General features: G+C 39.3%; 16 protein-coding genes and 1 other annotated feature. All 16 genes read right to left on the bottom strand.

Going from position 1 to position 12,492, the window contains the following annotated elements; genetic code table 11:
• Positions 1–12: 12 nt before the first annotated feature.
• The 16 genes from queA to MN204_RS10205 all read right to left on the bottom strand — a co-directional run bounded on the left by queA (position 13) and on the right by MN204_RS10205 (position 12,373).
• Entirely contained in the window at positions 13–1,038 is a 1,026-nt protein-coding gene (gene queA, locus MN204_RS10280) for a tRNA preQ1(34) S-adenosylmethionine ribosyltransferase-isomerase QueA (protein WP_249870987.1), read from the bottom strand.
• Between the two features lie 21 nt (positions 1,039–1,059).
• Positions 1,060–1,260 carry a DUF2905 domain-containing protein gene (locus MN204_RS10275; protein WP_438804700.1) on the bottom strand — a complete coding sequence of 67 codons (201 nt, stop codon included), beginning with the start codon at positions 1,258–1,260 and terminating at the stop codon, positions 1,060–1,062.
• Positions 1,257–2,258: a Holliday junction branch migration DNA helicase RuvB gene (gene ruvB / locus MN204_RS10270; RefSeq protein ID WP_249870986.1), complete on the bottom strand. Its 1,002-nt coding sequence runs from the start codon at positions 2,256–2,258 to the stop codon at positions 1,257–1,259. Before ruvB ends, MN204_RS10275 begins: the two co-directional genes overlap by 4 nt.
• 18 nt (positions 2,259–2,276) lie before the next feature.
• Entirely contained in the window at positions 2,277–2,882 is a 606-nt protein-coding gene (ruvA, locus tag MN204_RS10265) for a Holliday junction branch migration protein RuvA (RefSeq protein ID WP_249870985.1), read from the bottom strand.
• Positions 2,883–2,971: 89 nt separating this feature from the next.
• On the bottom strand, positions 2,972–3,703 hold the full coding sequence (locus tag MN204_RS10260) for a YebC/PmpR family DNA-binding transcriptional regulator (protein WP_249870984.1): 732 nt from the start codon (positions 3,701–3,703) through the stop codon (positions 2,972–2,974).
• A gap of 86 nt (positions 3,704–3,789) precedes the next feature.
• Entirely contained in the window at positions 3,790–4,347 is a 558-nt protein-coding gene (locus MN204_RS10255) for a YhcN/YlaJ family sporulation lipoprotein (protein ID WP_249870983.1), read from the bottom strand.
• Positions 4,348–4,415: 68 nt separating this feature from the next.
• Positions 4,416–5,156, bottom strand: a complete 741-nt coding sequence (gene nadE, locus MN204_RS10250; protein ID WP_249870982.1) for an NAD(+) synthase — start codon at positions 5,154–5,156, stop codon at positions 4,416–4,418.
• Positions 5,157–5,385: 229 nt separating this feature from the next.
• Positions 5,386–6,423: a SafA/ExsA family spore coat assembly protein gene (safA, locus tag MN204_RS10245; RefSeq protein WP_249870981.1), complete on the bottom strand. Its 1,038-nt coding sequence runs from the start codon at positions 6,421–6,423 to the stop codon at positions 5,386–5,388.
• Between the two features lie 303 nt (positions 6,424–6,726).
• A complete protein-coding gene (pheA, locus tag MN204_RS10240; protein WP_249870980.1) occupies positions 6,727–7,578 on the bottom strand; it encodes a prephenate dehydratase in 852 nt (283 codons plus the stop codon).
• A 30-nt stretch (positions 7,579–7,608) separates the two neighbouring features.
• Entirely contained in the window at positions 7,609–8,889 is a 1,281-nt protein-coding gene (obgE, locus tag MN204_RS10235; RefSeq protein ID WP_249870979.1) for a GTPase ObgE, read from the bottom strand.
• A 13-nt stretch (positions 8,890–8,902) separates the two neighbouring features.
• Complete coding sequence (locus tag MN204_RS10230; protein ID WP_249870978.1) at positions 8,903–9,436, bottom strand: Spo0B domain-containing protein; 534 nt, start codon at positions 9,434–9,436, stop codon at positions 8,903–8,905.
• Between the two features lie 211 nt (positions 9,437–9,647).
• A complete protein-coding gene (gene rpmA / locus MN204_RS10225) occupies positions 9,648–9,938 on the bottom strand; it encodes a 50S ribosomal protein L27 (RefSeq protein WP_249870977.1) in 291 nt (96 codons plus the stop codon).
• Between the two features lie 13 nt (positions 9,939–9,951).
• Complete coding sequence (locus MN204_RS10220; RefSeq protein ID WP_249870976.1) at positions 9,952–10,281, bottom strand: ribosomal-processing cysteine protease Prp; 330 nt, start codon at positions 10,279–10,281, stop codon at positions 9,952–9,954.
• A 12-nt stretch (positions 10,282–10,293) separates the two neighbouring features.
• Positions 10,294–10,602 (bottom strand): 50S ribosomal protein L21, encoded by a 309-nt coding sequence (gene rplU, locus MN204_RS10215; RefSeq protein WP_249870975.1) that lies wholly within the window; start codon positions 10,600–10,602, stop codon positions 10,294–10,296.
• 13 nt (positions 10,603–10,615) lie between these two features.
• Positions 10,616–10,686: a sequence feature (ribosomal protein L21 leader region), on the bottom strand.
• A 72-nt stretch (positions 10,687–10,758) separates the two neighbouring features.
• The gene (locus MN204_RS10210; RefSeq protein ID WP_249870974.1) at positions 10,759–11,619 is read right to left on the bottom strand and encodes a site-2 protease family protein; all 861 of its coding nucleotides are present in this window, start codon (positions 11,617–11,619) and stop codon (positions 10,759–10,761) included.
• On the bottom strand, positions 11,606–12,373 hold the full coding sequence (locus MN204_RS10205; protein ID WP_249870973.1) for a M23 family metallopeptidase: 768 nt from the start codon (positions 12,371–12,373) through the stop codon (positions 11,606–11,608). The genes MN204_RS10210 and MN204_RS10205 overlap by 14 nt, the downstream gene beginning before the upstream one ends.
• Positions 12,374–12,492: the final 119 nt, after the last annotated feature.

Raw genomic sequence — 12,492 nt, 5'->3', positions numbered from 1 at the left:
ATCTATCCTCTTTTATAATATTAACATCGCATCTCCAAAGCTGAAAAAGCGATATTTCTCTCTCACTGCCTCATTGTAGGCGTTTAAAATCGTTTCCCTATCAGCCAAAGCACTGACTAGCATAATCAAGGTTGATTTAGGCAGGTGGAAATTCGTGATGAGACCATCAATAGCTTTGAATGAATACGGTGGATAAATAAAGATATCAGTCCATCCTTTGCATTCAACAAATTTACCATGGTCCCTGGCAATCGTTTCCAGTGTTCTTGTGGAAGTTGTACCGACTGAGATAATTCTTCCGCCATCCGATTTAACTTTATTTAGTGTATCAGCTGTTTCCTGTGTCATATGATAAAATTCTGAATGCATTTGATGATCATCAATATCGTCTACACTGACTGGCCGGAATGTTCCAAGTCCAACATGCAACGTGATGAAGCTGATCTTTACACCTAATTCTTTTATCTCCTCGAGAAGCTGGGTTGTAAAATGCAAGCCAGCTGTTGGGGCAGCGGCTGAACCCTGTTCCCTAGCAAAAACAGTCTGATAACGTTCCTTTTCGGGTAATTGCTCTTTAATATAAGGTGGTAATGGCATTTCACCGAGTTCCTCCAGTACTTCATAAAAAATACCTTCATATGAAAACTCAAGTATCCGACCTCCATGATCTTTAAAACCTTTGCAAGTGGCTTTTAACTTACCATCCCCGAATAGTAATTCCGTTCCCACTTTCACCTTTTTGGCTGGTTTTGCAAGAACTTCCCACGTATTCTCTTCATCCTGATGGAGTAATAGTACTTCTATTTTTGCTCCTGTATCCTCTTTTACTCCATATAATCTTGCCGGAAGTACCCTTGTATCGTTAAGAACGAGACAATCTCCTTCTTTTAAGTAGCTTTTTATATCTGAAAATTGTTGATGCTTAAGTTCTTTTGTTTGCCTATTCAACACGAGCAGCCTGGAAGCCGTCCGATCTTGTAACGGTGTTTGAGCAATCAGCTCTTCAGGCAACTCAAAATCAAAGTCATCCATATTCATACTGAATCTCCTAACTGTATCTTAACGAAATCTCCCAAAGATGAAAAATAATAATGAAAGGATGATGCTGACAACAATGGATGTCATAATCGGAAAATAAACAGTGAAATTTCCTCTTTTGAAAGTAATATCCCCTGGCAACCTTCCGATAAAGGTCCATATGAGTCCAATAATGATAAACAATATACCGAGTATGATAAAAAGCTTACCCATATTCATCATTCATCATGCCTTTTTATGCCAAAATGCTGATATGCTTTCGGGGTTACTATCCTTCCTCTTGGTGTACGTTGAATAAAACCGATTTGCAGAAGATATGGTTCATAGACATCCTCTATCGTCTGCGATTCTTCTCCGATCGTAGCAGCTATTGTATCGAGACCAACCGGCCCACCCTGGAATCCATCAATAATTCCTTTTAAAATTTTATGATCGATATGATCTAAACCTGCATCATCAACCTGTAGCATTCCTAAAGCGATGTCCGTCGTCTCCAGACCAATTTCTGTTTCTCCTCTTACTTGGGATATATCGCGGATCCGTTTCAGTAATCTATTTGCGATTCTTGGAGTCCCTCTAGACCTGCGGGCAACTTCTGTAGCTGCCTCTTTTGTAATGGTGGTATCAAATATCTCTGCTGTTCTTTCTACGATGGAACATAGGTCTTTAACTTCATAAAACTCCAGTCTGCTCAGTACACCAAATCGGTCTCGAAGCGGCGCTGTGAGCAAACCTGCCCTTGTTGTCGCACCAACGAGTGTAAACGGTGGTAAATCGATCCTGACCGATCTGGCACTTGGGCCCGTTCCAATAACAATATCGAGGAAAAAATCTTCCATTGCAGGATATAGGACTTCTTCCACAGACCTTGGCAAACGGTGCACCTCATCAATGAAAAGTACATCACCTGGTTCGAGGGATGACAGGATAGCAGCAAGGTCTCCGGCACGTTCGATGACAGGACCGGATGTAGATCTAAAGTTTACACCCATCTCATTTGCTATGATGGCAGCTAAAGTTGTTTTACCCAATCCGGGAGGTCCATATAACAATACATGATCCAATGGTTCTTCGCGCATTTTTGCAGCTTGGATAAATATACTGAGATTATCTTTCACTTTATCCTGACCAATGTATTGATTAAGGCTTACGGGACGAAGACTCAGTTCAATTGATGAATCATCATCCTGTAATTCACCTGTCACCATACGCTCTTCCATTTAATGTCCTCCCCTTCCCTAGTTTCTGACAAGCAATCCTAATGCTTTCCGTATAATTTCATCTGTATTGGATATGTTCTCCTTTTTAAGTACCGGAATAACAAGCTTAAGTTCTCTATCCGTATAACCCAGGGCTTTTAGTGCCTCTTCTGCTTCATAGTATGAAACAGAATTATTTTCATCATTAGTAGCCTGATGTTCTTTATTTGCACTTACGGAGAATACATTCGTTAACTTACCCTTCAGATCAAGGATAATCTGCCTGGCCGTTTTTTTACCTACTCCGGGAAAACTCGTGAGAAACTTGTCGTCTTCCCGTTCGACCGCCGAGACGAATCCTTCTATATCAACCCCTGCGAGAATCGCCAATGCACCCTTTGGCCCAATTCCTGATACCGAAATTAATTTTGTAAATAAATATTTTTCATCTTTATTTTTAAAACCGTATAATACTTGTATATCTTCACGTACATAATGATATGTATCAATCAGTATCTCTTTATTTAATGAGGATTGAAAGACAAAGGGATTTGCACAGACAATCTCATAACCGACACCATGCACATCCACGATTACTGACTCATCCTGAATCGCTGCCAGATGACCTTTAATATATGCTATCATGCAATCATTCCTTCACTTATTTTAACATAGATGTGAACTAAGTAATAAACTTCTATTTCCTGCATAGAAATAGAAGTTTATACGGCAGTTTAATGTGATTCTTCTAAATTATGATGAATATCCTGCACATCTTCACTTTCTTCCAATGTATCAATCAGATTCATCATTTTATCTTCGTCTTCTTTTGGTAATTTATTATAATTCTGAGGTATGAGCGTCACCTCTCCATCAGCAATTTCATAGCCATTTGAAGTAAGATGATTTACTACCTCCTGATAGTCCTCAGGTTCTGTGTAAATTTCATAGGCGCCTTCCTGAACGGTTACATCTTCAGCACCTGCCTCTAGGGCATCCAAAGTGATAGAATCTTCATCAATCGAACCCGCTTCATTTGAAATTATGATATAACCTTTTCTGTCAAACATAAAGGATACACTGCCATTTTCACCGAGATTACCGCCATTTTTTTTGAAAGCATGTCTGATATCGGCAGCGGTTCTATTTTTATTATCTGTTAATACATTAACGATAACTGCTACCCCACCCGGTCCATATCCTTCGTAGGTGATTTCCTCATAAGTTGCACCATCGAGCGTACCCGTTGCCTTTTTAATGTTTCTATCGATATTATCATTTGGCATATTATCAGCTTTCGCTTTTTCTACTGCCAGTCTTAAGGTAGCATTTGTATCGAGATCCCCTCCGCCTTGTTTAGCGGCATTATAAATATCTTTAGCATGCCTCATAAAAATTTTACCTTTTTTGGCATCCTGGGCATTTTTGCGTTTTTGTATGTTTTTCCACTTAGAATGACCAGCCATTGGACTTTCTCCTCTCTAGAAATTCTTTTCTTACTATACCAAAAAATACTGTAAGGGAAAAGAGAAATCCTTTAAACAGCACTTTCTTAGTCATTTATTTGAAAAAATTCTTCTAGAATATTTCCCAACTCATAGCCAGTTTCTCTAGCCCCTAATCTGGCATCAATGTTTTTCATACGGTCCCACTGTATATCATCTGTATAGACAATAATCTGCTTATCGCTGTCTGGTACTATTTTTCTTACTTCATCTTCAATTTTATGTGCTACATGGTGATCGAAGTGCTCTCGGAGCATAACAGCAACGATAATTCGATCTTCTGTTGAAGCTACCTGAGCCTGAATAATATCTTTTTGTTTTGCTAATTCTTCTGATATTCGAATTGATTCCTCATTGGTAAACACATCACTATACTTGCTGAAATCAGCTGTATTTACGCCTCTTTGTTCACTTTGTTCATATCCTCCCATTTCTCCAATTGAAGGCCCAGGAGAATCATAAATATCTACATTTTTCTCATCAAAGCGGATTGGCTGTATAGAACCATCATTACCAACATTATTTTGCTCAGAAGCATTCTCAGCCCCATCACAAGCACCAATAAGTAAAATCAGTGCGATAAAAAATAATTTTTTTATTAGCATAAAGTAAACCTCCCTTATACATAGTTTGTATAGGGGAGGTTTATTTACACAGTTAATTTCAGGAAAAATCAGCTTCTCTTGAATTTCGGATGTGCTTCTCGCTTATGTGCCGTACGTTTATGCAAATTTTCAATGATTTCCTTATCTTTAGCAGCAATCTCATGTCCTTTGAGATAAGCATCAATTGTGTCATAGGATACTCCCATTTCAGCCTCATCGGACTGGTCTTCCCATAAATCGGCACTAGGCTTTTTAGTAACAACCTTGTAAGGAACTTGGAGATACTCGGCAAGTTCTCTCACTTCAGATTTGGTAAACTCAACCAATGGAAGGATATCAACTCCACCGTCACCATATTTCGTAAAGTAACCGGTATACCATTCTGCGGCATTATCCGTACCTACAACAAGGTAATTATAGTTAGTTGCTATCGTATATAACGTTCCCATTCTGAGTCTTGCTCTAAGGTTTGCTCCTGCCAATCTGTCATTCTCTTCATTGAACACATCTTTTTCTTTCAGGCCATTTTGTATCTGAGAATACATCACATCATGCGTTTCTGTAAGGTCGACCATCATGGAATCAATCCCAGATTTTTCTATCACATCTCTTGAATGATCTAAATTTGAATCAGAAGTATGAATTGGCATCATGACACCAAGAGAGTTATCTGGACATGCCCGTTTGATTAAATTGGCAACTACTGCAGAATCAAGTCCTCCGCTTACTCCGACAAGTAAACCATCTACACCTGCTTGTTTCACCTGATTCTTTAGCCATTCAACAATTGCATTCACTTCTTTTTCCATTATAACCTCTCCTTGCTCCTTATATATTTACTATATTTTAACATTGATTTACTATTTTTCAAAAAATACGTCATTTTATGGCAAATTGTGGCGAAAACTCTATATATATTAAGGCAACAAAAAGAGACGAACTAGCATTCGTCTCGTCTTGAGGAGTAAGAAAGTATACAATTAATTTTTACACATAAACAGCTGCGACAGAATAAGCGTCTAGCCCCTCGAGGCCTTTCTATTCTTTTTGGTTGTCATCTTTCTCATCTTTACGCAGTGCAGAGAAACCTGGAAAAGATGGCGGTTGAGGATAATGACTTCCAGTGTCCTGCATTTGCATGCCATCAAAATGTGGCGGATACATCCCATCGAATGCTGGCTGCTGGGCTGGATAGGAAATTGGTGCTGCAAACATGTTTGGATCCATTTGACTATGCGGCATCATTTGACTTCCGTTACATCCACAGTCTGCTATTGGTGCCGCCTGTGCAGGCATGGTAAAAGCTGGTGCCATCTGCTCACCATAATGGAAAGGCGTGTGTTGATATGGCATAGGCGGACAGCATGGAGGCTGGAAGTGGTGGCAGCAAACTGGAATCATAGGTGGATAATGAAGATGCATTGGTTGATGATGTACAGGTTGATATACTGGAGGTTGATGAATAGGTTTTACTGGTTGTTTGATTGGCTGCTGTACTGGCTTCATTATTGGTTTTGGCTGTGTAATCGGTTTCGGTGGAGCTACTGGTTTCGGCTTCGCTATAGGCTTTGGCAGTGCTATTGGTTTTGGCTGTGCTATGGGTTTTGGTGGAGCTACTGGTTTTGGCTTTTTGACTTCTTCCTTTTTTACCTCTTTTTTGATTTCTTTCTTTTCCGGCTTTACGTATGGTGCTTTCATTTGTGGCATTGGCGGGAAATTAATGGTTGTGTATTGTTTTATGTCCTGTTCGAAAATCGGCATTTGTGGTAATGCGGGAACAGGCATTTCTGGTTTTACAGGCTTTGGTAGTTTTACATCGTCTTCTTTTATTGTAGCTATTGGTTTTGGTGGAACATCCTTATATGGCTGCGTTACGGGTTTTTCTTTTTCCTTGATTACGATTGCTTCTTTTTTTACTGCTTTTGTCGTACCCGGTATTTTTATTTTCATTCCAGGCATAATCATATCTGGACTGGATAATTGCGAGTTCAATCCTTTCAACTCTTCAAAATCTACTCCATACTTCTTGGAGATTTCCCACAATGTATCCCCTTTTTGAACAATGTGTATTTTCAAGATGAACCGTACTCCTTTCTTTGCATTAAAATCTGGGCTAATTACTCTATATCAGCATATGCACATAAAGAATAAATGTTGCCCATGAAATTTTAAGGCTCCAGAAAGCACATGGTTTCTCCCTTGGAATGTACCTTGCTTATGACGGGAGTTTCTAAGTAGCTGAGCTGGACGTGTCTGTTTATGTGTACGAGTTAATTGCTACAAAATTTACACTTTCTTACTCAACTTTCCCAGATTGAAATGGAGTTAATTTATAAAGAAAACCGCCGGGTGCTCCACTTGAGCGCCGGGCGGTTTGGTTTAGATGTTCAGATGATATACAGGATATGTACCAAGAATAGTCACTTTACAACCAAGTGCTTCCAATTCGGCTTTTACACCTGGAAATAGTACATGATCATAAGCCTGTTCCACGTCAATCATGAAAAAGTAATTACCCAGGCCAGTTTTGGTAGGACGTGACTCGATTTTTGACAAGTTCATCTTCCTCCATGCAAATGCTGATAGAATCTGATGCAATGCGCCGGCCTGATCGCTAGGTAATGTTATCATCAATGTTGTTTTTTCTGACTGAATTTCATGTTCAATTTTAACTAAATCTTCTTTCTTGGTTAGCACAAGGAAACGTGTATGGTTATTCGGATAATCATGAACATTTTCTTTCAGGATTTTCAGACCATATTCCTTTGCTGCAAGTTTATTTCCAATTGCAGCTATCGAATCATTGCTTTCACTTACAACTTCAGCCGCTTTGCCAGTAGATGTCGTATATTTTATACCCGCATTTATTAAGTGCTGATGGATATACTGGTGACACTGGGCAATAGCATGACTATGTGAATGTACTTCGACAATGTCCATAAGATCCCCATCAAAATTTTCCCTTACTAACAGATGCTGCTGGATAGGAACTACAATTTCCGCAGCGACGGGAAGTCTAACTTGGTGAATCAAGTAATCAACCGTCAGCTGCACTGTTCCCTCGATCGCATTTTCCAATGGAACGACTCCAATTTCAATTTCTTCGTTCGCTATAGCATCAATGCATTCCGGTATCGTGTTATAGCTTATCTTTTTTTCTTGATTAAAAGCAGTATCTACTGCGAGTTTTGTGAATGTCCCCTTCGGACCCAAATAGCCAATCGTTGTCAAAAAACTTCCTCCCCCAAAGCTCATGCTTTTCTATTCTACAAATTCAAATTCATAATCGAGCAAACGGATTGTATCCCCGTCTTTTGCTCCACGTTCCCGAAGAGCAGTATCTACACCCATCCCACGCATTTGACGTGCAAAGCGTTGTGCTGCTTCATCATGTTGGAAATCGGTCATCTTGAACAGCTTTTCTATTTTATTACCATAAAGCACATAGGCACCATCAGGATCTCTCGTGATTTGGAATGGCGCTTCTTCTTTTTGATGACGGTATATGACAGTTTCATCTATATCATCGATTTCTGTCGTGATTTTCGGAATTGCTTCCAATGTATCTGCAATAGCAAATAAAATATCTCGTAATCCCTCTTTTGTAAGAGCTGAGATTTCATATACTGGCATGTCCTCACCTAATTGTTCCTTGAAAATCTCCAAGTTTTCTTTTGCTCCGGGCATGTCCATTTTATTTGCAGCAATAATTTGAGGCCGCTTCATTAATTTCTCGTCATATTCCTCAAGCTCTTGGTTAATTTTCACATAATCATCATATGGGTCACGTCCTTCTGTGCTTGCCATATCAATAACATGTACAATTACCCTTGTACGTTCTACGTGACGAAGAAATTGATGCCCAAGTCCAACGCCTTCTGAGGCCCCTTCAATTAAGCCCGGAAGGTCAGCCATCACAAAACTACGTTGGTCACTTGTATCAACCACACCTAGATTCGGAGATAATGTTGTAAAGTGATAATCAGCAATTTTAGGTTTTGCTGCACTGACTACGGATAGGAATGTTGATTTACCCACACTCGGAAATCCTACCAGACCCACATCGGCGATCAGCTTCAATTCTACTTTTATATTCCGTTCCTGTCCTGGTTCACCATTTTCTGCCATGTCCGGTGCCGGGTTTCTTGGAGTGGCAAAACGGGTGTTTCCTCGTCCACCTCTACCTCCATTTGCAATGACAGCTTCCTGCTCATGTACCGTCAGGTCGGCAATTACTTCTTCCGTGTCTTCATCAATTACTGTCGTACCCGGTGGAACAGCCACGACCAATGGTTGAGCATTTTTACCATGCTGGGTTTTACTCATTCCATTTTCTCCGCGTTTCCCTTTGAAATGACGGTTATAACGGAAATCCATTAATGTGTTTAGTCCTTCATCAACTTTAAAAATAACATCTGCGCCATTACCGCCGTCTCCACCAGCAGGACCACCCATTGACACATATTTTTCTCTTCTATAGGCAACAAGACCGTTTCCCCCGTCACCGGCTTTAACATATACACTGACCTGATCTACAAACATTTACCTCACCTCTTCATTGACATGGTACAGTAAAACAGAATCGTATTCCATTGGCTGTTTTGTCTATGTCAATTTCCTTATTTACGTATCTATCTATCATATGTTCCTTCACCTGAAGATCGATGTCGCTATCACTGTGAATGAAAAGCTCAACCTTGATTTCGGACATATTTGCCACTTTACTCAATACAAGCTTTACTTCATATAGAACCTGCAAATCAAGTTCTCTGGAACAATCAGCCATTATATCCTGACACCGTTCTATTAGTATAGATTCTGATATATGTACATTTTTATACTCTCCATGGATAGTATATTTCAAACGGAAGTTATCGAAGCTACTGTCGAACTCCAAAATCCAGAGCATAAATGCAGGCATATTCAACCCCATCAATCTCCGCTCTTCATTGTAATATGCCAGAACTTCATTAAGCTTCTTTTCAGCTATTTCTGTTTTCCCCATACTCATATAGCCTTGCACAATTTGCAGCCGATTCATTAAATCATGGCGATATTGTTGTAAAACCCGAATAATCTCCACACTCATTACGATTCCACCCCATTATGAAGAAAGTATAGCAGAAAACAACTAAAAGCGGAAGTGCCCGCTTAGCGACGGATGTACAACATGGCACAAGTCCAGAATGGCTTCTATAAGAAAAATCAACCCTCCGCCTGCACCTATGCAGGCGGGTATATTTCTTATCTGCAAAATAAAAACCCCAGCCAACGAATTGGCTGGAGTTTTATAAGATTAATTATGCTTCTTGAGCTACTGGATAAACACTTACTTTTTTACGGTCTCTGCCATAGCGTTCAAATTTAACAATACCATCGACTTTAGAAAAAAGTGTGTCATCTCCACCACGGCCTACATTTTCACCTGGATAGATTTTAGTCCCGCGTTGGCGGTATAAAATTGATCCACCAGTTACAAACTGACCATCAGCACGTTTTGCACCAAGACGTTTGGACTCGGAATCACGTCCGTTTTTTGTGCTACCAGCACCTTTTTTAGTTGAGAAAAATTGCAAGTCTAGACGAATCATGGATTACACCTCCTTATCTGTTAGTAATCTTTATAAATTCACTGTATTCAAGTTCGATTGACTTTAGTGAAATCAGCATACCTTCGAAAAGCAGCTGAACTTTTTCCATCAAAGCAGAATCAAGATTTTCTGGGAGGGTTACATGTAAATAACCACCATCTGCACCCTGATCTATTTCCAGTTCCGTATGGCATAATTCCATCACTGCATTTACCGTACCAATAGATACAGCCGACACTCCGGCACAGACAAGATCATAGCCATATGGACCACTATCGGCATGTCCGGATAACTCAAATGATTTTATTTGATTCGTTGATCGATGAACAGTTACATGAATCATAATGGGGAACCTTTATGCATTGATTTTTTCAATCACTAATTTTGTGTAAGGCTGACGATGACCTTGTGTACGATGGTAGTTTTTCTTTGCTTTAAATTTGAAAACAGTAATTTTTTTCTGACGACCTTGTTTAGCAACTTTAGCAGTTACAGTAGCACCTTCCACGTATGGAGCACCAACTTTAACATCATCTCCGCCAACAAAAAGAACTTTTTCAAACGTAATAGAATCATTTGCTTCTCCTGAAACTTTTTCTACAAAGATTTCCTGACCTTCAACAACTTTCACTTGTTTACCGCCTGTTTCAATAATTGCGTACATACTTGCACCTCCTTAATAGACTCAGACTCGCCATACAGGTACTCCGAAAAGTTTAAAACCTGTTCTGTGCGGTTGTAGCACGGGTGCTACGATGAATAACGTAACAATAATACCATGTTCCAATGATTCGTGTCAAGCCTATCCTAATATAAACAGCTATTTATAAAGGAATGTTTCACCTACCGTATGGTTATATGCTTTTTCATAAAAATAGCTCTGAAGACAATCATTTTCATCTACAGATTTACGTTCATTTCCAGGATAAATGATATAGATTGGATGCTTTTTTTCCCTCCTGAATCGCGAAAATACATCCAAAAATAAACTGTCTGCATTAACTTTTAGCGGAATAACGCCATTGATTGAAGTCTCTCCTTCATATCTTTTTAGCAGAAAACGCATAAATACATAGAAACGCTGTTTCCAGTCTGATCTGTTTTCCATAAAAAGAAATGCCCATATAAAAAAAGAACTTAACGTAAAAGGAAGAAACAGCAACTGAACTAGCAGGAAACATACCGTGATAACCATGGAAAATAGTATAGTAAAATTATAGGATTTTCTATAAGGGAAAAATGCAGATGTGAGTAGAAGCAGTAATTTTCCACCGTCCAGAGGCCAAATAGGAAGTAAATTAAAAATGAGCAAAATCGTATTATAGTAAAGTACCAGCTCCAGAACAGAAACAGGTAGCAAGTGAAATGTTTCGGCTATGAAACAAAGAAAATATATAACCAGGTGTTGAAATGGGCCCGCAATGGTTACCAATGCCTCTTCCTTCATTGGTTTGTTTCCATGTTCCTCTGTTTCCATCACACCACCAAATACCCACAGAACAATATTGCTTATTCTCCATTTGAATATTTTTGCAGCGGTAAAGTGGCCCAGTTCATGAAACAGAACAAGAAAGAAGATAATAAATAATTCCAAAAATGTACCAGTAAGAAAGGAAATAATTATGAAAATGTACAGGACAGGATGGATATGGATACTTGGCAAATATTTATTGAAATTCATCAACCGGAATCACCTGCACGGGATCAATAAAATCATTGTCCTTTTCAATCGAGAAATAGACTGTGTTATTTTCCACATCAGGGACAAAGCTGCCTACTCGCTGATTACCTGCAATGAACTGGTAAAGGTGGACATCTATCGAACTTAAGTTCCCATAGTTTGATACAGAACCATCCGCATGTTGTACAGTCACCGTTTTATTTGTTTCCTTGTCATTTCCTGCAAAAATAACTACCCCTTCATGGATAGCTGATACAGTTGCTGTTTCGCCTGGGCTAATCATAATGCCTGTTCCATTTACCTGGAAAGATTCCGTAATACTGCCTGTGACTGGTAGTGCGATTGGTTGAGACTGGTCCCCATCTGCAATTGGAGTCGGTGAAAGTGACAATGGTCTACCAAAGGCTTCTTTGTACCAAACATTTACCTTTGCAAACGGAAATTCATTCGTCAGCGCTTGGCTTGTCCATTGCTTTGGCTTTTGTAATATATCTGAATCAGATTGCCATACAATTGCTGTTCCAAAGAAAAGCATTACAGACAATATCCCCTTTACAGCGATACCGGCAATCGCATTCCCTTTGACTCTTTCCTCTCCGGTACTACCAGTAATTACCGGGTAATAGCCATGCTTTTCCTCTATTTCGGGAAAAGGTGAAAGAAGTTGTCTTTTGCTGCCAGTTCCCGGATTTAGACCCCGGCTTTTCTTACGTTGTTCGATAGACTTTCGAATTCTTTTGATATCTTTGTCCATTTTCCTCACATTCCTTCAGATTCATTTGTACATTATATGTACCATAGGAATAATGTATGAACAAAAAAAGATGTAATGAGGTTGTTTTCATTACATCTAAAAAGAAGAATACTTGATGT

Source organism: Oceanobacillus saliphilus, assembly GCF_023522835.1.
GTDB lineage: Bacteria > Bacillota > Bacilli > Bacillales > Amphibacillaceae > Oceanobacillus > Oceanobacillus saliphilus.
Note: the sequence above shows the minus strand (reverse complement) of the source record. Positions and strands in the feature narration are given on the sequence as shown.